At 65.6% G+C, this 21,833-nt stretch carries 13 protein-coding genes and 1 pseudogene; 9 read left to right on the forward strand and 5 right to left on the reverse strand.

What is annotated here, in order from left to right:
- Window positions 1-6: 6 nt before the first annotated feature.
- On the reverse strand, window positions 7-3,177 hold the full coding sequence (locus V6Z91_RS27440; protein WP_338763815.1) for a CHASE domain-containing protein: 3,171 nt from the start codon (window positions 3,175-3,177) through the stop codon (window positions 7-9).
- A 357-nt stretch (window positions 3,178-3,534) separates the two neighbouring features.
- Between V6Z91_RS27440 and V6Z91_RS27445 the strand changes: the two genes are divergently transcribed.
- From V6Z91_RS27445 to udk, 5 genes are all read left to right on the forward strand, one after another.
- Entirely contained in the window at window positions 3,535-5,106 is a 1,572-nt protein-coding gene (locus V6Z91_RS27445; protein ID WP_338763817.1) for a phosphotransferase, read from the forward strand.
- Between the two features lie 19 nt (window positions 5,107-5,125).
- Window positions 5,126-5,899, forward strand: coding sequence for an MOSC domain-containing protein (locus tag V6Z91_RS27450; RefSeq protein WP_338763819.1), 774 nt, complete (start codon window positions 5,126-5,128; stop codon window positions 5,897-5,899).
- A 65-nt stretch (window positions 5,900-5,964) separates the two neighbouring features.
- On the forward strand, window positions 5,965-6,162 hold the full coding sequence (locus V6Z91_RS27455; RefSeq protein ID WP_338763821.1) for a hypothetical protein: 198 nt from the start codon (window positions 5,965-5,967) through the stop codon (window positions 6,160-6,162).
- Between the two features lie 123 nt (window positions 6,163-6,285).
- Entirely contained in the window at window positions 6,286-6,957 is a 672-nt protein-coding gene (locus tag V6Z91_RS27460) for an aquaporin (protein ID WP_338763823.1), read from the forward strand.
- 161 nt (window positions 6,958-7,118) lie between these two features.
- The gene (gene udk, locus V6Z91_RS27465; protein WP_338763825.1) at window positions 7,119-7,760 is read left to right on the forward strand and encodes a uridine kinase; all 642 of its coding nucleotides are present in this window, start codon (window positions 7,119-7,121) and stop codon (window positions 7,758-7,760) included.
- 206 nt (window positions 7,761-7,966) lie between these two features.
- Here the strand turns inward: udk and V6Z91_RS27470 are convergent, their stop codons facing one another.
- From V6Z91_RS27470 to xth, 4 genes and pseudogenes are all read right to left on the reverse strand, one after another.
- The gene (locus V6Z91_RS27470; protein ID WP_338763827.1) at window positions 7,967-8,488 is read right to left on the reverse strand and encodes a hypothetical protein; all 522 of its coding nucleotides are present in this window, start codon (window positions 8,486-8,488) and stop codon (window positions 7,967-7,969) included.
- An 84-nt stretch (window positions 8,489-8,572) separates the two neighbouring features.
- A pseudogene (locus V6Z91_RS27475) lies at window positions 8,573-8,719 on the reverse strand (transposase); the annotation flags it as partial.
- A gap of 345 nt (window positions 8,720-9,064) precedes the next feature.
- Window positions 9,065-10,438: an NCS2 family permease gene (locus tag V6Z91_RS27480; RefSeq protein WP_338772084.1), complete on the reverse strand. Its 1,374-nt coding sequence runs from the start codon at window positions 10,436-10,438 to the stop codon at window positions 9,065-9,067.
- A gap of 215 nt (window positions 10,439-10,653) precedes the next feature.
- Window positions 10,654-11,466: an exodeoxyribonuclease III gene (gene xth, locus V6Z91_RS27485; RefSeq protein WP_338763830.1), complete on the reverse strand. Its 813-nt coding sequence runs from the start codon at window positions 11,464-11,466 to the stop codon at window positions 10,654-10,656.
- Between the two features lie 132 nt (window positions 11,467-11,598).
- On the opposite strand from xth, the gene V6Z91_RS27490 reads away from it, so the two are divergent.
- The 4 genes from V6Z91_RS27490 to V6Z91_RS27505 all read left to right on the forward strand — a co-directional run bounded on the left by V6Z91_RS27490 (window position 11,599) and on the right by V6Z91_RS27505 (window position 21,567).
- Window positions 11,599-13,656, forward strand: a complete 2,058-nt coding sequence (locus V6Z91_RS27490) for a prolyl oligopeptidase family serine peptidase (protein WP_338763832.1) — start codon at window positions 11,599-11,601, stop codon at window positions 13,654-13,656.
- A 243-nt stretch (window positions 13,657-13,899) separates the two neighbouring features.
- The gene (locus V6Z91_RS27495; protein WP_338763835.1) at window positions 13,900-15,768 is read left to right on the forward strand and encodes an EAL domain-containing protein; all 1,869 of its coding nucleotides are present in this window, start codon (window positions 13,900-13,902) and stop codon (window positions 15,766-15,768) included.
- Window positions 15,769-15,778: 10 nt separating this feature from the next.
- Window positions 15,779-20,704: a HAMP domain-containing protein gene (locus V6Z91_RS27500; protein WP_338763837.1), complete on the forward strand. Its 4,926-nt coding sequence runs from the start codon at window positions 15,779-15,781 to the stop codon at window positions 20,702-20,704.
- Window positions 20,704-21,567: a CheR family methyltransferase gene (locus V6Z91_RS27505; protein WP_338763839.1), complete on the forward strand. Its 864-nt coding sequence runs from the start codon at window positions 20,704-20,706 to the stop codon at window positions 21,565-21,567. Before V6Z91_RS27500 ends, V6Z91_RS27505 begins: the two co-directional genes overlap by 1 nt.
- Window positions 21,568-21,833: the final 266 nt, after the last annotated feature.

Raw genomic sequence — 21,833 nt, forward strand, 5'->3', positions numbered from 1 at the left:
CGCCATTTACCCCGGCTGGTCGCCGAGCTCGCGCAGCTGCGGTTCCAGCTCCACGTCGAGATAGCGTTTCAGGCGATCCAGCGTCGGACCCATGTGGGCCACGATGCGGGCAGCCTGCGCCGGATCGTCGTCCGGTTTCAGGCGTTCGAGAGCCAGGCACAGCTCGGCAAAGCCCAGCGCGCCGACAGCCCGGGCCGACGACTTGATACGGTGGCCCAGCTCGGAGAGCCGGCGCATGTCGCCCGCCGCCAGCGCCACCTCCACCTCGGCCAACCCATCCCGGCCCGAGGACAGGAACATCAGCGCGTACTTGCGCATCTTGTCGGCCTTGTTGCCGAAGGTAGCGCCCAGCACGGACAGGTCGAACAGCGGCGGTTCCGCAACGGCCGGCATCACGTCCATCGCGCGGCGTGCCGGCGTGGCCGACATGACCGACATGGCGCCGGCGCCGGCAGCGACGCTGTTAGCGACGCTGTTAGCGACGCTGTTAGCGACGATGTTAGCAACGTTCCCGGCAGCGTTGGCAGCAGCGTTGGCAGCAGCGTCGCTGCCGGCGTTCGCGGCGGCGCGGGCCGGGGACACGGTGCGCACCTGGGCCGCCCGGCCATCGACCGCGCGCTGGCTCAGCCACTTGGACAGCGTGGAGAACAGCAAGTTCGGCACGATCGGCTTGGTGAGGAAATCGTCCATGCCCGCTTCCTGGCAGCGCACCTGGTCTTCGCGGCCGGCATTGGCCGTCATGGCGATCACCAGCGTGCCGGACAGCGTGGGATGGCTCCTGATCCGGCGCGTGGCTTCGTAGCCATCCATGACCGGCATCTGCACGTCCATCAGCACGCAGTCGAAGTGGCCCTTCTGCAGGAGGTCGATCGCTTCCCGGCCATTGTTGGCGATCACTACCGTGGCGCCGGCGTCCTCGATCAGTTCCTGGCCCACCTGCTGGCTGAACACATTGTCCTCGACCAGCAGGATGGCGGCCCCGCGCAGCGGCGCCAGCAATTCCTCCCGCAGCCCCGCTTCCTCCTCCGCCGCCGGCACGGCGAGGCCCTTCTCCAGCCGGGCCGTGAACCAGAACGTGCTGCCCAGGCCAGGCGCGCTCTCGACCCCGACGGTGCCGCCCATCAGCTCGGCCAGCTGCTTGCTGATCACGAGGCCCAGGCCGGTGCCGCCGTAATTGCGGGTGGTGGACGTGTCGGCCTGGTGGAACGACTGGAACAAGCCTTCAACCTGGGCCGGCGTCATGCCGATGCCGCGGTCCTGAACCTCGAAGCGCACGGTCAACTGGTTGTCGCGCTCCTCGACCACCCGCGCGCGCAGGTGGATGCGGCCCTTCTCCGAGAACTTGATGGCATTGCTGGTGAAGTTCAACAGCACCTGTTCCAGCCGCAGCGGGTCGCCGCGCAGCTGGGACGGCACGTTCGGCCAGGTTTCGAACACCAGCTCGAGGCCCCGTTTCGCCGCCGCCTCGCCCAGCTGCGTGGCGACGTTGCCGAACAGCGCATCGAGCGGGAAATCCAGCATCTCCAGGTCGAGCTTGCCCGCCTCGATCTTGGAAAAGTCGAGGATATTGTTGATGATGCCCAGCAGGTGCTGTCCGGAGTGGTAGATTTTCCTCAGGTAATCGCGCTGCTTCGGGTCGGCCGCCGATTTCAGGGCCAGGTGCGACATGCCGATCACACTGTTCATCGGCGTGCGGATCTCGTGGCTCATGTTCGACAGGAAGTCGCTCTTTGCCCGGCTGGCGGCCTGCGCGGCTTCCTTCAGCTCGTGCAGTTCTGTCACGTCGGTCGACAGCGTGATCACCGCCGGCCCGCGCTCCAGTTCCACCGGCGCCTTCACCGTCCACAGGTGGCGCGTATTGCCCTGGGCGTCGACGAACTGGCCTTCGCTGGTGCGCTTGATGCCGTCTTCCAGCACCTGCCGGTCTTCCAGCCAGTCCCGCGTCGCCTCGCGCTTGTGCAGCAGCTCGCGGTCCGTGCGGCCCACGATCTCGTCGGCGGAGCGGCCCATCACCTGGGCCATGCGGGCATTGACATAAATGAAGCGGCGCTCCGCATCCTTCAGGTAGACGTGGGCATCCACGTTGTCCAGCACACTGTCCAGCAGCCGGCGCTGTTCCTGGGCGTTGCGGCGCTGCGATGTCAGCACGAAGACATAGCCGTACAGCAGCAGTGTCCCCACGAAACCGGTGGCCAGGGCAATCGACGGCAGATGCCGGTCGAAGCCGCTGATCATGTCTTCCTTCGGCGTGTAGAAGCGCGCCTTCCACAGCGCACCGTTGAAATCGATCGGCAGCACGGCCACGAAGTAATCGTCGACATTGCCGGGCAGCGTGGCCGGCGCGTCGATCGCGCCGGTATCGTTGTACAGCAGGCGGTCGTCCGGCTCGATCTCGAGGCGGCGCTTGTCCGGATCGGTATTGCCGTCCGAATACAGGAGCAGCCGCACCTTCTGGCCGGCCAGCTCGTCGATGGCGCCCTGCACGAGCGCGGACACGGAAAAGCCGATGCCCACCGAGCCCAGGTAGGCGGCGCGACGCCCGTCCACGTCGCCGATCGGCATGCCGCGGCGGTACACGGGCAGCCGCATGCCCAGGCCGATGTGCGGCACCGGGCCCTGCACCCGGACCGGCTGGCCGGAGGCGCTGATCTGGCCGGTATCGCGCGACAGGTCCATGGCCCGCGCGATCGCCGGGTTGGCGGCAATGTCGACACCCATTTTTTCCTTCAGCATCGGCTCGAGCCAGGTCAGCGGCGCATAGCGGGGCCGGCGCCCCGGCGGGCGGATGTCGAAGCGGGGATAGCCGGCCGGGTCCACGCTGCGGTCGCCGCGCACGGCGGCGACAAAAGCGGCGCGGTCGGCGTCGCGCACGTCCGGCGCGTAGTTGATGGCTTCGATCGCCGGGAAGTGCCGGGGCACGTCGAGGCTGGCCACGTACTGGCTGAATTCCTCGCGCGACAGACCGCTCGATGCCTGGAACAGCGCCACCAGGCCGCGCAGGACGTCCGAGTATGCCTTCACGCTGGCGCCGATGCTGTATTGCGTGGCGCGGGCCGCGTTATCGAAACGCACGCGCGCATTGTCCTCGACCGATTTCAGGGTGGCAGCGAACAGCGCCAGCCCCACCGCGACCGCCAGCGACAGCCCGATGCCCCAGTGCAGGAGACGCGATCCCACGAGTGCCTTCCTGAATTCGGCGGATTTGCGCATTGAAACTCACTGAATACTACTTGCAATACAGCAGCATACCTTGAATGGTCCCAGCCGGCCACCGCAAGCACCGTTCTGATTACGCGCAACTATACTGATGAAACCGACTGGCCGCGCGCGGGTCGAACGGAAGAGCAGGAGGTCTCCATGGTCACGATCCATTCTTGCCCGCGACGTGGGCCGGCATCGTTGTCGCACACGCTGCCGTACACACTGTCTTCCACGCTATCGCAGTGCGTTGGTTTCCCGCCACGGTGCGGCGCGAGCGCCCTTGTCTTCGATGCAATGGTAGCGGCTTACGGCCGCGCCCGGCGACTCCAATGGATGTGGCTGCTCTTGTCAGTGGCCGTGGCGCTGCTGGCCGGGCCGGCGACCGCGGCGCCCCACTCCGGGCAGCCGGACCACGCCGAATTCTCCGCCTGGCTGGAGGCCCCGTTCCGTGCCGATGGCGGGCCGGCCCGGCGCGTCGCGCTGGCGTTCGAATACCCCGGAGCGCCGCCGGGCCGGCGCGTGGACTGGCGGCTGGAACTGCGCGCGCCGGGCGGCCGCGTGATCGAACGCTGGCGCGGCAGCGCGCCGTTGACGAGCGGAACAGCGCGGCACGCAGTCGCCTGGCGGCCTGGCCGCGCTGCGCCGGGTATCTACCGCCTGCGCATGACGGCGGCGGTGCATGGCGAGCCGGCCACCGCGACCGAGGAGGAGCGCCAGATCGCCATCGGGGCAGCTCCGTCGCTGCCGGCGCCGCCCACAGTGCTGCGCGGCATGGCGCGCCCGGAGTGGGACATCTACCTGGGCAACCTGCACAGCCAGACCGGCCACAGCGACGGCGGCGTGCCGGTGGCCGAATGCACGGGTGCCAGCGAGCCGGGCACGATGGCAGCCGGCCCGCGGGAAGCCTACGCGTTCGCGCACCGGCACGGATTGGACTTCCTGCTGACATCGGAGCACAACCACATGTATGATGGTTCCGAGGGCAACGATACCGAAGCGGACCCCGAAGCCGCGCGCCAGCTGTACCGGCGCGGGCTGGCGCAGGCGGCGGCATACACGGCCGAACACCCGGGCTTCGTGGCGCTGCACGGCCTCGAGTGGGGCGTGATCACGAATGGCGGCCACCTGAACATCCTGGACACGCCCGAACTGCTGGGCTGGGAACGCAACGAGGTGGGCGAAGTCATCGGCGACACGTTCACCGGCAAACACGACTACGAAGCATTGTATTCGCTGCTGGCGCGGCGCGGCTGGCTGGGGCAATTCAACCACCCGAACGCGCGGCAGTTCCGCGTGCGCGACAAGCCGCTCGGCCACGTTCCCGAGGCGGACGAAGCCATGGCCTTGTGCGAGGTGACGAACAGCGCCGCCTTCTCGAACCGCACCGACGAAGGAGAAAGCCGCATGAGTTCCTTCGAAAGCACGTGCCAGCGCGCCCTCGAGGCGGGTTGGCACGTGGCCTTCAGCAGCAACCAGGACAACCACTGCGCCAACTGGGGCGCCGCCGCACCCAACCGCACGGGGGTACTGCTGCCGCGCCGCACGCCCTTCAATGCCGGCACGCTGCTCGATGCGATCCGCGCCCGGCGCGTCTTCGCCACCACGGACAAATCCGCGACCCTTGTGCTGACGGCGAACGGCCACGTGATGGGCCAGCGCATCACCGACCGGGGCACGCTGACGCTGGCCGTGCAATACGGAGGCGGCGCCGGCCGCGCCGCCGCGCAATTGCTCATCGTTTCCGGCGTACCGGGCCGCGAGGGCGAACCCGAGACGATGACACTGGCGGCCACGCGAGTGACGCTCGCGCCCTCCCCCGGCCAACATTACTACTACGCCCGGCTGACGCAGGACGACGGCAGCCTGCTGTGGTCCGCGCCCATCTGGGTCAAGCAGGAACGCTGATACACTCGACGGAGTTGCCATGACTGTTACGACCGCCGCCTTGCACTGTTCGCCTGCCACGCTGCCGCTACCCTGCTTCTCCCTGCCGCGCGCTGGCGCCATCGGGAACGTCCGGGCCATCACCCTGCGCCCCGGCTCGCGCGAAGCGCCCCGCGCCGTGGCCGAGGCCGCGGCGGTCGCCGGCAGCGGCCTGGCCGGCGACATCCACGCCGATCCGCTGTCCCCGCGCCAGGTGCTGCTGGCCGGCACGCCGGCCTATGCCCGCCATGCGCTGGCACCGCACACGCTGCGCGAAAACCTGCTGCTCGATGTCGATACATCCGACTTCGCATCCGGCACGCTGCTGCGCGTGGGGTGCGAAGTCGTTCTGCAACTGACCTTTGCCTGCGAAGCCTGTGGCTACCTGGATGCACATGCACCGGGGCTGGCGGGGCGGATCGGCCGCGCGCGCGGCATGCTGGCGCGTGTGGTTGCCGGGGGCATCATCCGGGCAGGCGATCCGATCGTGCCGTGGGAGGGGTCCCGAGGGCCGGAGCATCCAGCCGGCGCGCCACCCATCACGTGGTCCGACGACTGGCGCGAGCGCGTGACCGCCATCCTTGCCCGCGTGCCGGCCGGCATGGCCGTCGACTACCGGCAGCTGGCACGGCTGGCCGGCGTTCAGACCGTATACTGCCGCGCATTCCCCCGGCTGGCCCGCAGCCTGGGATTGGCCCATGCGGCAGTGTCGATGCATGGCGCGTCGGATGTGCCGCGGTGGGATGGCCGTGAATTGTTCGGCGAGCCTGAATAATCGATGCGGTAAAATCGTGTGTACATCGCGCATCTGCGCTGATGACGTAACACGACAGGACAAAGATGGCCAAGAAAGAAGAACTGGATGAGGAAACGCTGGCATTCATCCAGTGGTGTATCGAAGTGGAAGGGTTTCTCGTCGCCGGTGGCGCCACGGTGCAGCAGGCCCAGGACCATATCGAGGAACAGGTCGAATGGTTCATGGACCAGTTCTATGACGGCTTGACGCCGGAAGAAGCGGCCAAGGAAGCGCTGGCCTGACGGCAATGGCTGGCTGTTCGCCAGTGCTTGCCGATACCGAATGAATATACGCTGACGTCGATATTCCGCGACCGCGCCTTGCTCTAGAGTACACGTTCTCAACGTTTATTCTGGAAACTCTGCATGGCCTTGGCGAAACGTCTGGCAGCCGAATTCATCGGCACCGCACTGCTGCTGGCGATCGGCGGCGGCGCCGGCATTGCCGCGCAACGCCTCGCGGGCGGGGACGCGGCAATGGCCTTGCTCGTCAGCGCGCTGGTCGGCGCCATGGGGCTGGCCGTGCTGATCCTCACTTTCGGCAACATCTCCGGCGGCCTGTTCAACCCCGTGCTGACCCTGGCGCAAGCGTGGCGCGGCAACCTGCCCGCCGACCATGTGGCGCCCTACGTCGCCGTGCAGGTCGCGGGCGCCGTCGCCGGCGCGGCGGCCGTGCACGGCATGTACGGCCTGGATTTCCTGGTGGCTGCGCAGCAGGCACGCACCGGCAGCGGCCAGTGGCTGGGCGAATTCGTCGCCACCTTCGGCCTGCTGTGCGTGTTCATCGGCTGCGGCCGCGCCCGCCCGGTGATCGCGCCGTTCGCCGTGTCGGCCTACGTGATGGCGGCCTGCTGGTTCAGTTCCTCCTCGGCCTTCATGAACCCGGCGCTGACGCTGGCCAAGGCGTTCGGCGCGGCCGGGGCGCTGCGCCCGGCCGACGCACCGGCGTTCGCGCTCGCGCAACTGGCCGGCGGCGCCGCCGCGACGGCCCTCTTCGCCTGGCTCCACGGACCGGCACGGGGCTCATTGCGCACCTGACGGTTTGTCTTCTCCCTCCCACCAGCGCCGCCTTGGTGTCGGACATTTTTTCCGGGCGCTTTTCCGGAAAAAGTGTGCGACACCGGTTTCTCATGAAGCATTGGATGCCTCTGCGGAAAACCGGTGTGTCGATCCCGCCGCCGCTCCGGTATCATGCGGGGATGAATCAGATTTCTTACCTTCCGTTCGTGATTGGTGTTGCCGGCGGAAGCGGCAGTGGCAAATCCACCGTATCCCAGCAAGTCCTGTCTTCATTCGGTGCCGACATGGTGTCGGTGGTGATGCAGGACGATTACTACCGCGACCAGTCCGACCTTCCCCCCGAAGTACGCCGCAAGCAGAACTACGACCACCCGCAAGCCTTCGACTGGCCGCTGCTGATCCAGCACGTGCAGGCGTTGCGCAATGGCGAAGCGATCGAGATGCCGGTGTACGACTTCACCATCGACAACCGCTCCGACAAGACCATCCCCGTCAAGCCGGCCCCCGTCATCGTCATCGAGGGCCTGTTCGCCCTGTACGACGCCGACCTGCGCGACATGATGTCGCTGCGCATTTTCGTCGACACGGCACCCGACATCCGCTTCATCCGCCGCATGCAGCGCGATATCGCCGAACGGGGGCGCTCGCTGGAAAGCATCGTCGGCCAGTACCTCGATACCGTGCGCCCGATGCACAAGCAATTCATCGAGCCGACCAAGCGGCATGCCGACGTCATCTTGCCACATGGGGCGAATGTGCCGGCGGTGGATGTAATCACAACCAAGGTGGCGAGCGTTATCGGGCAGTTGAAGCGGCCCTGACCTAAGCGCCACGTCAGGTTCCGTTGGATATCCCAATTCGGGCTTACGATAGCGAAAATGTCACCTACCCATCCGGTTGTGTTAGCGCCTCGAAAAACATCGCGCGCCAAGGCCTCGGCCGCATGTGCGACACGAAATGTGCTCGTTGTTTCTCGCGTCCAATAACAACAAGGAAGCGCTGATTTCTTGCTGATGGATGAGATTAATTACTCGTGCACCAAGGGCTCACTCGAGCTTGAGCTCTTTACAAGTTTGACGACGTTTGAATAGTATTTTCCGTATGGGCACTTGCCATCCCAACCAATACCATAAATCGCGCGAACCGCGTAAACACCACTTTTCGAGAACTCATAATGCATGGCGATATTTTCGCTCACCCTCCCCCAATGGTAACCCGGGTACAAGGTGAACCGCTCGCCATCATCGCGGAAATTTTTTTCCGGCCCGCTCCATGGGGAGATTTTCTTATCAGGGCCAATAACCTCGAATCGTAACCAGTAGTCCTCGGCTGCCATGAAAGGCTCCAAGGAAACAGGCTCGGAGCTGACATTTTCAATGGTGATCTTCAGAGCAGCACTTTTCTTATTTTTGATGATACGGTTCTCAGCAGATATTCTGACAGTAAGCTGTTTCCCGACACGGTCGCATTGATGGTACTCAGCGGACGACGCCGCAACGCTACAGGTAGCCACAGCGCTAAAAAGAACACCGGCGAAATAGGTTCCCATTTATTTATGACCCGCCCCCACGCCCCGATTTCAAAATACCTGCCCTCCTCTCCAGGATAATCGACCCGGTCGCGAGCATCAAGGCTGGTTATCGTAGACGGCGTCTTCGCTGCCTTCGTCTGACAAGCCAAAGCACTGCTGGACGATGTACATGCGCAGCTTACGCTCCAGGCTGACTGGCGCCCGGCCACGTCCATCGCCAATCGGATAATACGGCAGCGAGGACACCATCAGTGCCGTAATCCCGTACGCAAACGAGAAAACGGTCGTCAACTGGCCGGCGCTGGACTGGCCGACAGCGAGGCTGGACGCCACGCCCGGAAGGATGCCGATAAAGACGTTTTCATCGATACCAGCAAAGAAGATGGCAAGGGCCAGCAGCCAGACGCGATAATCCATCGTTCCCCCAACGTATTGATAAGGCAGGCATAAGCCGGCCGTGTCAAATCGTCGGGTTTCGGAACTGCGTTTCGGTTATCCCGTCGCGAATCTTTTCTCATACCCTGGTTCATGGAGAGCTCCGGGGCCTGGCCCCGTGGAGGTGGGATATCCCCTCCTCCGGCCCCTCCCCATGACTCAGATCGCCCAGCCCCCGGCATAGAAAGCGGCCAGCGCGACGGCAATCGCCACGGTGCCCACGTTCAGCTTGCGCCACTCCCCTGCCAGCAGGCGTCCAACCACCAAGGTGTTGAAGCCGAGCATGATGCCCGTGGCGATATTGCAGGTCAGCAGGATGAACACGGCGCACACCAGGCCTGCCAGCATGTCGATCTTGTCGCTCATGTCCATGTGGGCCACGCCGCCCAGCATCAGCAGGCCCACGTACATCAGCGCCGGGGCGGTGGCGTACGACGGCACCAGGCCGGCCAGCGGCGCGAAGAAGATCAGTGCCAGGAACAGCAGGCCGACGACGACCGCCGTCAGGCCGGTGCGCGCGCCGGCGGCGGCGCCGACACCCGATTCGATATACGCGGCGGCCGGCGCGCTGCCCACCAGACCGGAGAAGATCGAGCTCACCGAATCGGCCGTCAATGCCTTGCCGCCATTGTGGATGTGGCCCTTCGCATCGACCTGGCCGGCCTGGCCCGCCACGGCGCGGATGGTGCCGGTGGCGTCGAACACGGCGGTCATCACGAGTGCCAGCACGCTGGGCAGCACGGCCATGCCGAGCGCGCCCTGGAGATCCATCGCGCCGATCAGCGAAGCCTGCCCTGGCGCGCTCAGCTGCGGCCAGGAAAACACGCCGGTAAAGCGCACGTTCGGATCGAACGCCAGGCCGATGCCCGAAATGGCGACCACCACCAGCAGGATGCCGCCCGGTACCTTGCGCTGCTCGACGCCGAAGATGGCGGCCAGGCCCAGGATGCTCATCACCACCGGGAACGACGTGATATTGCCCAGCGCGACCGGCAGGCCGGCATGGGCATTCTTGACCACCAGGCCGACGTCATTCGAGGCGATCATCAGCAGGAACAGGCCGATGCCGACCCCGGTGCCGTGCGCCACGCCGGCGGGCAGGTTCTGCAGGATCCACGAGCGCACGCCGGTGATCGAAATCGCGGTGAAGATCACACCCATCAGGAACACGGCGCCCAGCGCGACGGCGGGCGACAAGCCTTTACCCAGCACCAGGTCGAACGCGGTAAATGCGGAGAGCGAGATGGCGCAGCCGATGGCAATCGGCAGCCTGGCCCACAATCCCATCAGCAGGGAGCCGAAGGCGGCCGTCAGGCACACGGCGATGAACACGGCGCTGACGTCGAAGCCGGCCTTGCCCAGCATGCCCGGCACGACGAACACCGAATACACCATGGCCATGAAGGTGGTGACACCGGCCACCACCTCGCGGCGCGGCGTGCTGCCCCGTTCGGAAATCTGGAAATACTGGTCGATCTTGCCGGTCGCCGTGGGCGACGACGTGGGAATGCTCTGGCGCAAGTTGCGCTGCATCTGAGGCTGGGACATTGCGGCTCCTGTATTTTTGCCCGCCGACTCTGCCGCGGGGCGTCGTCGGGGTGTCTCGTCGTTATATGATCCGACGCGAGCTTAGAGCCACAATCCCCTTTTGTTATGTTGATATTTGCATAGTGGACATTACGCAATCCGTATTGCATCGTCCGCCGCGATGCGGTTCGCGGCGCCGCCCCACCCGCGTCCGCCCCGGATCAGGGCACATTTTTCGGCTTCGCCACCTTCGGAATCTTCGCCGGATCGAGTTCGATCCACGTCGGCGCGTGATCGCTCGGCTTTTCGCGCGCCCGCACATCGCGGTCCACGCCCGCCGCCTTCAGCGCCGGCGCCAGCGATGGGCTCAGTAGCAGGTGATCGATGCGGATGCCGGCGTCGCGCCCGAACGCATTGCGGAAATAGTCCCAGAACGTATAGATCTTCTCGCCCGGATACAGCTTGCGCAGCGAATCCGTCCAGCCCTGCGCCAGCAGCCGCTCGAACGCCTCGCGCGTTTCGGGGCGGAACAGCGCGTCGTCCAGCCAGCGCTCCGGCTTGTACACGTCGAGGTCGGTCGGGATCACGTTGAAGTCGCCCGCCATCACCACCGGCGCCCCAGTGGCCAGCAACTGCTCGCCGCGCAAGATCAGCCGTTCCATCCAGCTCAGCTTGTAGTCGAACTTGGGCCCGGGCGCCGGGTTGCCGTTCGGCAAATAGAGCCCGGCGATCACGACATCGTTCACCACCGCCTCGATATAGCGGCTCTGCTCGTCGGACGGGTCGCCCGCCAGGCCGCGGCCCACTTCGATCGGCTGCGTGCCGCGTGCCAGGATCGCCACGCCGTTCCAGCTTTTCTGGCCATGCCAGATCACGCCGTAGCCGGCGGCCTCGATCGCCGCCGCCGGGAATTTTTCCTGGGGCGCCTTCAACTCCTGCAGGCAGGCCACGTCCGGCTGCGCCTCTTCCAGCCATTGCAGCAGGGCCGGCAGGCGGGCGCCGATACCGTTGATGTTGAAGGTGGCGATGCGCATGGGAACTCCTTTTCGGTCTTGATGGGTTGCGATTGTGACAGCACGGCACGCGGTTTGCCACACGAATGCCGCTCATCCACCGGAGCGGCAACGTTGGTGTAGAGTACGCCTTCCATCGGAACAGGAGCAAGCATGAGTTCGAGTTCATCCCCCGCGCAGCCCGTTGACACCAATGTGCCGGACGATCCCCATCAATGGCTCGAAGATGTCGGCGGCGAGCGGCCGCTGGCCTGGGTCCGGCAACAGAACGACGTGGCGCTGGGCGAGCTGGAAGCGCGGCCGCAGTATGCCCCCATCCACGAGCGCCTGCGCACCATCCTGAACTCGCAGGAACGCATCCCCTTCGTGCGCAAGCATGGCGACTACCTGTACAACTTCTGGCGCGACGAGCAGCATGTGCGCGGCATCTGGCGCCGCACCACGCCGGAACAGTACCGGCTGCCCCAACCGCACTGGGAAACCGTGCTGGACCTCGACAAGCTGGCCGCCGACGAGAACGAGAACTGGGTGTGGAGCGGCGTGTCGTCGCTGTATCCGAAGGGTGAACGCTTCCTGCTGTCGCTGTCGCGCGGCGGCGGCGACGCGGTCGTCGTGCGTGAATTCGACATGCCCTCGAGAAGCTTCGTCGCCGACGGCTTCAACCTGGCGGAAGCGAAGACCGACATCGCCTGGATCGATGCCGACACGCTGTTCGTGGGCACCGACTTCGGCCCAGGCTCGATGACGACCTCCGGTTACGCCCGCATCGTAAAAGAGTGGAAGCGTGGCACGCCGCTGGCCGCCGCGCGCACCGTGTACGAGGCGCAGCACGACGACCTGGGCGTGGGCGCGTACCGCGACTTTACGCCCGGCCACGAGTTCCAGTTCGTGATGCGGCAGATCGGCTTCTACAGCAGCGAGCTGTTCCTGCGCGAAGGCGACCGGCTCACCAAGGTGGACAAGCCGCTCGACGCCAACGCCTACACGGTGCGCGACCAGCTGATCATCGACCTGCGCTCCGAGTGGACGGTCGCCGGCCAGGTCTATCCGCAAGGGGCCCTGCTGGCAACGGATTTCCGCCGCTTCATGGCCGGCGAGCGCCAATTCGACGTGCTGTTCACGCCCACGCCCACCACCTCGCTCGACGGCGTGGCCTCGACGCATTCCGCCCTGCTGCTCAATGTGCTCGACAACGTGAAGAACCGCCTCGTCGAGCTGCGCCATGTCGATGGCCGCTGGCAGCGGCGCGATGTCGACGCGCCCTCCTTCGGCACGCTGGAGGTGGCGCCGCTCGATGCGATCGCCTCCGACGAATACTTCCTGACCGTTACCGGCTTCCTGACCCCGACCACCGTCTACCTGGCGCGCACCGGCAGCGACGAGCGCACCCCGCTGAAGTCCCTGCCCGGCTTCTTCGACGCGAAGCCCTATGAAGTGCACCAGTTCCAGGCAACGTCCAAGGATGGCACGCAAGTGCCCTACTTCGTCGTGCAGCGCAAGGATGCGAAGGCGGACGGCAGCAATCCGACCGTGCTGTACGGCTACGGCGGCTTCGAGATTTCGCTGAAACCGTTCTACAGCGGCGTGACGGGCGAAGCGTGGCTGCAGCACGGCGGCGTGTACGTGCTGGCCAATATCCGCGGCGGCGGCGAGTTCGGCCCGCGCTGGCACCAGGCGGCCCTGAAGGAACACCGGCAGCGCGGCTTCGACGATTTCCTGGCCGTCGCGCAGGACTTGATCAAGCGGAAAATTACCAGCCCGCGCCACCTCGGCATCATGGGCGGCAGCAATGGCGGCCTGCTGGTGGGCGCCGCCCTCACCCAGCGGCCGGACCTGTTCAATGCCGTCGTCTGCCAGGTGCCCCTGCTGGACATGCGCCGCTACAGCAAGCTGCTGGCCGGGGCCTCGTGGATGGGCGAATACGGCGACCCGGACGATCCGGAACAATGGCGCTACATCGCCGAATACTCGCCGTACCACAACGTTTTCCCGGACAAGCACTATCCGCGCGTGCTGTTCACCACCTCCACCCGCGACGACCGCGTGCACCCCGGCCACGCGCGCAAGATGGTGGCCAAGATGCGCGAACAGGGGCACGACGTGCTGTACTGGGAAAACACCGAGGGCGGCCACGCCGGCGCCGCCAACAACGACCAGCAGGCGAAGATGTGGGCGCTGACCTATACTTTCCTGCTGAATCAACTACAGTAAGCTCCCGTGTCGGACATCTTTTCGGGGCGCTTCTTCCGGAAAAGGTGTGCGACACAGGTTTTCTTCCCCGTACCCACAGGTTTTCGAATACCCGCGTCCGGTACGTCAAATCGTTTCCCATCGGTATTTCATTTTTGCTATATTGACTGTCGGGCCGTAGCCACCTTTTCCCTGAGTTTTTTTCCTTGACTCACGCCCGCACAAGCGTATCGTTTTACAACGAAAAAACCGGGTGACGTCGTCGTGCATATTCCCAAAGTCCTCCTCGTGAACGACGATCCCGCCAGCCTGCTGGCGCTGGAGAGTCTGCTGGCCCCGCATGCCGACATGGCCGGCTACGAGCTCGTCAAGGCACGTTCGGGCAATGAAGCGTTGCGCGAGATGCTGCGCCACGACTTCGCGGCGATCCTGCTGGACGTGCAGATGCCGGACATGGACGGCTTCGATACCGCCGCCGCCATCCGCTCCCACCCGCGCTCGGCCAGCGTGCCGCTGATCTTCGTTACCGCCTCCTACGCGGACGAGCCGCACCGCCTGCGCGCCTATGAAAGCGGCGCCGTCGACTACCTGTACGCGCCGCTGACGCCCGTGGTGGTGCAGGCCAAGGTGCAAACCTTCGTGGAACTGGCGCGCAAGCACCTGCACCTGCACGCGCAGGCCGAGGAAACCCGGCGCATCAACGCCGAGCTGCGCTCGCAGCGCCTGCAGGACCTGGAGATGGCCAACCGCGAGCTGGAGCTGGAAGTGGCCGAGCGCAAGCAGGCCGAGCAGCGGGCCCACGAATTGTCGACGAAAGACGCGCTGACCGGTCTGGTCAACCGGCGCTCGCTGATCCAGCATCTCGAGCACGCGGTGGCGTCGAGCGACCGCCGGCGCAGCCAGTTCGCGCTGCTGTTCCTCGACCTCGACGATTTCAAGCAGATCAACGACGGCTTCGGCCACGACGTGGGCGACGAGCTGCTGCGGCAGGTGGCGGCGCGGCTGTCCGCGGCCGTGCGGGCGTCGGACGTGGTGGCGCGGCTGGGCGGCGACGAATTCGTGGTGCTCATCGAAGGCAAGGCGCCCGGCGAGAACGCGGCGCGCGTGGCGCGCAAGATCGCCAACGCGCATGCCCGGCCTTTCACCATCGGCGAGCACCGCGTGCATACCTCGACCAGCATCGGCATCGCTGTCTATCCGCAGGACGGCGCCGATGCGCGGTCGCTGATGAAGAGCGCCGACCTGGCCATGTACCGCGCCAAGGAAGAGCGCGAGCAACAGGGGAACAAGGGCGCCGGCCAGGGTGGCGAGATCCGCTTCTTCCATGAAGAGATGAACGTGCGCGAACAGGAGCGCGAGCAATGGACGGCCGAACTGCGCCACGCGCTGGCTGCCGGCCAGCTCGACGTGCTGTACCAGCCGCAACTGGCCCTCGCCAGCGGCGCCGTACGCGGCGTGGAAGCGCTGCTGTATTGGCAACACCCGCGGCTGGGCCGCATCGAGTCGGCCACCTTCCTGCCCGCGGTGCAGGATCGCGGCCTGCTCGAGCGCATCGATTCCTGGGTGATGGCCACCGTGTGCGCGCAAGCGGCCGCGTGGCGCGCGGCCGATGTGTCGCTGGCCGAAGCTCGCGTGGCGCTGAACCTGGCCGCGCCGGCGCTGGGGCCGGACCTGCCGGCCCGCCTGCTGGCCGAAGTGCGGCGACAGCAGCTGCCCGCCGGCGCGATCGTGCTGGAGATTTCCGAGGCCCTGCTGACCGCCCACCATGCCGCGCTCGAACCGCTGCTGCGGCAGTTGCAGGCCGGCGGCGTGCTGCTGGCGCTGGACGACTTCGGCCACGCCGGCACCAGCCTGGCCGCCTGCAAGCGGCTCGGGCTGGACATCCTGAAGATCGATCCTGCGTTCGTGGGCAATATCGGCGACGATGCCGGCGGCACCGACCTGGTGGCCGCCATCGTGCACCTGGCGCGCGCGCTGTCGATGGAAGTCGCCGCCACGGGCGTCGACCGGCAGCACCAGCTTGCCGTTCTGACCACGCTCGGTTGCGATCAATGGCAAGGCACGCTATTCTGCCCGCCGCAAGCCGCTCCTGAACTGCTCACCCTACTTGAACAAAACACCTTTAGCGAATGAGGACTGGTCGATGAACGACATGACCGAACTGCCCGAGGAGCTGGATCTGAAGCTGATCCTGCAAACCCTGATGGCATTGAAAAAAGGCGATTTCTCGGCGCGCATGCCGTCGGACTGGACCGGCGTATCCGGCAAGATCGCCGATACGCTGAACGACATCATCGAGACCAACGACCGCATCGTCAAGTCCGTGACGGAAGTCTCGCGCGTGGTGGGCCGCGAAGGCCGGCTGACGCAGCGCGCGCCCGTCACCAACGTCTCCGGCGGGTGGGCCACCATCATCAGCGCCGTGAACACGCTGATCGACGACCTGGTGCGCCCCACCACCGAGATGGCGCGCGTGATCGGCGCCGTGGCGAAGGGCGACCTGTCGCAGACGATGGCGCTGGAAGTCGACGGCCACCCGCTGAAGGGCCAGTACCTGCGCGCCGCCACCACGGCGAACACGATGGTGGAACAGCTGCTGTCGTTCTCTTCCGAGGTCACGCGCGTGGCGCGCGAGGTGGGCACCGAGGGCAAGCTGGGCGGACAGGCGCAGGTGAAGGGCGTGGCCGGCACGTGGAAGGACTTGACCGACTCCGTGAACTCCATGGCGGGCAACCTCACCTCGCAGGTGCGTAATATTGCCGAGGTGACCACGGCCGTGGCGAACGGCGACCTGTCGAAGAAGATCACGGTGGACGTGCGCGGCGAGATCCTGCAGCTGAAGGACACGATCAACGTGATGGTGGACCAGCTGCGCTCCTTCGCCTCCGAGGTGACCCGCGTGGCGCGCGAGGTGGGTACCGAAGGAAAGCTCGGTGGCCAGGCCTACGTGCCGGGCGTGGGCGGCACGTGGAAGGACTTGACCGACAACGTGAACTTCATGGCGTCGAACCTGACGGGCCAGGTGCGTAACATCGCCGCCGTGACCACCGCCGTGGCGAACGGCGACCTGTCGAAAAAGATCACGGTGGACGTGAAGGGCGAAATTCTCGAACTGAAGAACACCATCAACGTGATGGTGGACCAGCTGTCATCGTTCGCATCGGAAGTGACGCGGGTGGCCCGCGAAGTGGGGACTGAAGGAAAACTCGGAGGGCAAGCACAGGTCAAGGGGGTTGCGGGCACGTGGAAGGACTTGACCGACTCGGTGAACTCGATGGCGGGCAACCTGACCGGCCAGGTGCGTAACATCGCCGACGTGACCACGGCCGTGGCGAACGGCGACCTGTCGAAAAAGATCACGGTGGACGTGAAGGGCGAGATTCTCGAACTGAAGAACACCATCAACGTGATGGTGGACCAGCTGAACTCCTTCGCTTCGGAAGTGACGCGGGTGGCCCGCGAGGTGGGTACCGAGGGCAAGCTCGGCGGCCAGGCGAACGTGCCCGGCGTGGCCGGCACCTGGAAGGACTTGACGGAAAACGTCAACCAGCTGGCCGGCAACCTGACCGGCCAGGTGCGCAACATCGCCGAGGTGACGACCGCGGTGGCGAACGGCGACCTGTCGAAAAAGATCACGGTGGACGTCAAGGGCGAGATTCTCGAACTGAAGAACACCATCAACGTGATGGTGGACCAGCTGTCGTCGTTCGCATCGGAAGTGACGCGCGTGGCCCGCGAGGTGGGTACCGAAGGCAAGCTCGGTGGGCAGGCCTATGTGCCGGGCGTGGGCGGCACGTGGAAGGACTTGACCGACAACGTGAACTTCATGGCATCGAACCTCACGGGCCAGGTGCGTAACATCGCGGCGGTGACCACCGCCGTGGCGCGCGGCGACCTGTCGAAGAAGATCACGGTGGACGTGAAGGGCGAGATCCTGGAACTGAAGGACACCATCAACGTGATGGTGGACCAGCTGTCCTCGTTCGCGTCGGAAGTGACGCGCGTGGCCCGTGAAGTGGGTACCGAAGGCAAGCTGGGTGGCCAGGCGAACGTGCCCGGCGTGGCCGGCACGTGGAAGGACTTGACGGAAAACGTGAACCAGCTGGCCGCGAACCTGACCAACCAGATGCGCGCGATCGGCGAGGTGGCGACGGCGGTGACGCGCGGCGACCTGTCCCGCTCCATCCAGGTGGAGGCACGCGGCGAAGTGTCGTACCTGAAGGACAACATCAACGAGATGATCCGCAACCTGAAGGAGACGACGCAGAAGAACGCCCAGCAGGACTGGTTGAAGACCAACCTGGCGCGCTTCACCCGCCTGCTGCAGGGCCAGCGCGACCTGCAGGCGGTGACGAAGCTGATCCTGTCGGAACTGGCGCCGCTCGTGTCCGCCCATCACGGCGTGTTTTACATGATGGATTCGCAGACCGACGACGCGCGGCTGCGCATGATCGCCAGCTACGGCTATCGCTCCAGCCGCAAGCTGCCGACCTCCTTCCTGCCGGGCGAAGGCCTGGTGGGCCAGTGCGCGCTGGAGAAGGTGCGGATCTGGCTGACGGACGTGCCGCGCGACTACATCGTCGTCTCTTCCGGGCTGGGCTCGGCACCGCCGACCAATATCGTCGTGCTGCCGATCCTGTTCGAGCAGCAGGTCAAGGCCGTCATCGAGATCGCCTCGCTGGACCGCTTCACCGAAACGCACCTTTCCTTCCTCGACCAGCTGATGGAATCGATCGGCGTGGTGCTGAACACGATCGAGGCGAACAGCCGCACCGAATCGCTGCTGACGCAATCGCAGTCGCTGGCCCAGGAACTGCAGCAGACCAACCAGGAACTGGCGGAAAAGGCGCGCCTGCTCTCCGAGCAGAACATCGAGGTGGAACGCAAGAACCGCGAGGTGGAACAGGCCAAGCTGGCGCTGGAGGAAAAGGCCACGCAGCTGGCGCTGTCGTCGAAGTATAAATCCGAGTTCCTGGCCAATATGTCGCACGAGCTGCGCACCCCGCTGAACTCGCTGCTGATCCTGGCGCAGCAGCTGGGCGACAACCCGGAAGGCAACCTGTCCTCGAAGCAGGTGGAATTCGCCAAGACGATCCATGGCTCTGGTTCCGACCTGCTCACGCTGATCAACGACATCCTCGACCTGTCGAAGATCGAATCGGGCACCGTCACGCTGGACGTCTCGGAATACCGCTTCGCGAACCTGCGCAACTACGTGGACCGCACGTTCCGCCACATGGCCGAGGCCAAGCACCTGGGCTTCACCGTGGCGCTGAAAGAGAATTTGCCGGCCTCGCTGATGACGGACACCACGCGCCTGCAGCAGGTGCTCAAGAACCTGCTGTCGAACGCGTTCAAGTTCACCTCGCACGGCCAGGTCTCGCTGGAGATCGGCCTGGTCGACCACGGCTGGAGTCCGGACAATCCGAACCTGGCCAATGCCGACGCGGTGCTGGCGTTCTCCGTGCACGATACCGGCGTGGGCATCGCGGCGGACAAGCTGCAGCTGATCTTCGAGGCGTTCCAGCAGGCCGACGGCTCCACCGCGCGCAAGTACGGCGGCACCGGCCTCGGCCTGTCGATCTCGCGCGAGCTGGCGCGCCTGCTGGGCGGCGAGATCCGCGTGGAATCGACGGTGGGCAGCGGGTCCACCTTCACGCTGTACCTGCCGTACAACCGCGCCGGCTTCATCAACTACGACCAGTCGGGATACACGCGTTCCCCGTCCTCGCAGCGCGCCCTGCCCCAGCCGCCGAAAGTCATCTACACGCCGCCACCGGCCGTGGAAAGCCCGGAGCTGGCGGATGACACGGCCAGCACGGCCACGCCCCTCGACGCGGATGCGGACAATGGCGTGTACGGCGCCACCCTCGACGACCGGGGCCTGACGGCGCCGGGCGACCCGTCGGTGCTGATCATCGAGGACGATGAACGCTTTGCCAAGATCGTGCTCGAATTCGCCCGCGAAAAGAACTTCAAGGGCATCGTCACCGTGCACGGCGACTCGGCGCTGTCGCTGGCGCGCGACTATGTGCCGTCGGCGATCCTGCTCGACCTGGACCTGCCGGACATCGACGGTTTCACCGTGCTGGACCGCCTGAAGCGCGATCCGGGGACGCGCCATATCCCCGTGCACGTGATGTCGGCCTCGCGCGAGCGCGAGCGCGCGCTGCGTTCGGGCGCCATCTCGTTCATGAACAAGCCGGTCAGCAAGGAGGCGTTGCAGGAACAGTTCGCACGCATCCAGAAGTTCCTGCTGGGCGGCAAGCGCAGCCTGCTCGTCGTCGACGACGAGGCCGGCCAGCGCGACGCGATCGTGGCCCTGATCGGCGCGACGGACGTCGACATCACCGCCGTGGGCACGGGCGAGGAAGCGCTGGCGGCGCTGCGCACCAGCCACTTCGACTGCATGGTGCTGGACCTGACCCTGCCCGACATTTCCGGCTTCGACCTGCTCGACCTGATCGGCAAGGACCTGACGCTGCGCGACCTGCCAGTGGTGATCAACACGGCGAAGGAACTGAACCGCCGCGAGGTGGCGAAACTGAAACGTTACGCGAAAACCATCGTGATCAAGGATGCCCGCTCGCCCGAGCGGCTGCTGGACGAGACGGCGCTGTTCCTGCACCGTTCCCAGGCCAGCCTGCCGGAACCGCAGCGTCGCATGCTCGAACAGGTGCATGCGCAGGATTCCGGGCTGGCGGGGCGCAAGGTGCTGATCGTCGACGACGATTTGCGCAATATCTTCGCGCTGTCCTCGCTGCTCGAGCGCGAGCAGATGCAGGTGTCGTTCGCCGAGAACGGCCGCGACGGCATCGAAGTGCTCGAGCGCGACCCCACGATCGAGATCGTGCTGATGGATATCATGATGCCGGAGATGGACGGCTACGACACGATGCGGGCCATCCGCCGCATTCCGAAGTTCAAGTCGCTGCCCATCATCACGCTGACGGCCAAGGCGATGAAGGGCGACCGCGACAAATGCATCGCCGCGGGCGCCTCCGACTACATCACCAAGCCGGTGGACGTGGCCCAGCTGCTGTCGCTGATGCGGGTTTGGCTCCACTAATGGCGGCGCAGATGGGTGCCGCCATGGAGGAACACCGGCCCGTACCGGACCCGGAAGTGGAAGCGCTGGAACTGTCGCTGCTGCTCGAAGCGGTGGCGCAGCGCTACGGCTTCGACTTCCGCAACCATGACCGGGCCGCGGTCAAGCGCAAGCTGCATGCGCTGATGGCACGGCGCGGCCTCGGCACGCTCTCGCAGTTGCAGGACCGCGTGTTGCACGACGCGGCCACGCCCGGAGCGCTGCTGCGCGCGCTGGGCGTGGCGCCGGCGTCGATGTTCGATGATACGGAAGAGGCAATCCAGCTGCTGGCCGTGGCCGAGCAATGCCTGCCCGGCGCGCCGCTGCCGAAAGTGTGGCTGGCCGATTGCGCGGGCGCCGAGCAGGCATGGACTGCGGCCGTGCTGCTTGCCGAGCGCCAGCTGTTGTGGCGCACGGAGATCTACGCGACCGTGCCTTCCGACGAACTGCTGGACGAAGCGTTGTCCGCCTCGATCCCGCTGGAGAAGATGAGCGCATACCAGCAGCGCTACGAACAGGCCGGCGGCAGCGGCAGGCTGTCCGAATACTTCCATCTCGAAAACGGCCGGCTCGTGCCCGTGCCGCAATTGAAAAACCGAATCACGTGGGCGCAATACAATCTCGTCACGGATTCGTCGTTCAACGAATTCCAGCTGATCGTGTGCCGCCGTGCCCTGCCCGACTTCGGGCCGCTGCTGCGGCGGCGCGTGCTGAAACTGTTCCGCGACAGCCTGGCCGTGCTCGGCGTGCTGGGCATCGACCGCGAACTGGATGACGAAGCATGCATCGCCGGCCATTACTGCCAGTTGGTCGCCGGGCAGGCGTGGTACAAGCGCATGGCTTGAATCCACACACGCATTGCGTTACCGCGCGCAAACTCTTAAAATCGCGGCCCGTTCCAGCTCCATGCGTACAGGCAAAAAAAAAACCGGCCGCAATCTGAGGAGGGGACCGGTTAAAACGCTTTCTATCGAGAGCGCGGGGATTGAACCTTGCTGCCGGCGCCGCATTAATTTCACCGGGTCGATGTATTAATGACAGCATTCGAGGCGCCGACGGCGAATTCGTGCCGGATTGAGGAATCCGGCAACCTGCCGCGCTCGACAATTGC

The sequence above is a fragment of the Massilia sp. METH4 genome (assembly GCF_037094685.1).
GTDB lineage: Bacteria > Pseudomonadota > Gammaproteobacteria > Burkholderiales > Burkholderiaceae_D > Rugamonas.

What these genes read in the sequence shown, in the direction of transcription:
- V6Z91_RS27450 (WP_338763819.1), top strand. Translation starts at nt 5,126, where the DNA reads ATGACTGTTACGACCGCCGCCTTGCACTGTTCGCCTGCCACGCTGCCG.
- V6Z91_RS27445 (WP_338763817.1), top strand. Translation starts at nt 3,535, where the DNA reads ATGTGGCTGCTCTTGTCAGTGGCCGTGGCGCTGCTGGCCGGGCCGGCG.
- V6Z91_RS27460 (WP_338763823.1), top strand. Translation starts at nt 6,286, where the DNA reads ATGGCCTTGGCGAAACGTCTGGCAGCCGAATTCATCGGCACCGCACTG.
- V6Z91_RS27500 (WP_338763837.1), top strand. Translation starts at nt 15,779, where the DNA reads ATGAACGACATGACCGAACTGCCCGAGGAGCTGGATCTGAAGCTGATC.
- udk (WP_338763825.1), top strand. Translation starts at nt 7,119, where the DNA reads ATGAATCAGATTTCTTACCTTCCGTTCGTGATTGGTGTTGCCGGCGGA.
- V6Z91_RS27480 (WP_338772084.1), bottom strand. Translation starts at nt 10,438, where the DNA reads ATGCAGCGCAACTTGCGCCAGAGCATTCCCACGTCGTCGCCCACGGCG.
- xth (WP_338763830.1), bottom strand. Translation starts at nt 11,466, where the DNA reads ATGCGCATCGCCACCTTCAACATCAACGGTATCGGCGCCCGCCTGCCG.
- V6Z91_RS27470 (WP_338763827.1), bottom strand. Translation starts at nt 8,488, where the DNA reads ATGGGAACCTATTTCGCCGGTGTTCTTTTTAGCGCTGTGGCTACCTGT.
- V6Z91_RS27455 (WP_338763821.1), top strand. Translation starts at nt 5,965, where the DNA reads ATGGCCAAGAAAGAAGAACTGGATGAGGAAACGCTGGCATTCATCCAG.
- V6Z91_RS27505 (WP_338763839.1), top strand. Translation starts at nt 20,704, where the DNA reads ATGGCGGCGCAGATGGGTGCCGCCATGGAGGAACACCGGCCCGTACCG.
- V6Z91_RS27490 (WP_338763832.1), top strand. Translation starts at nt 11,599, where the DNA reads ATGAGTTCGAGTTCATCCCCCGCGCAGCCCGTTGACACCAATGTGCCG.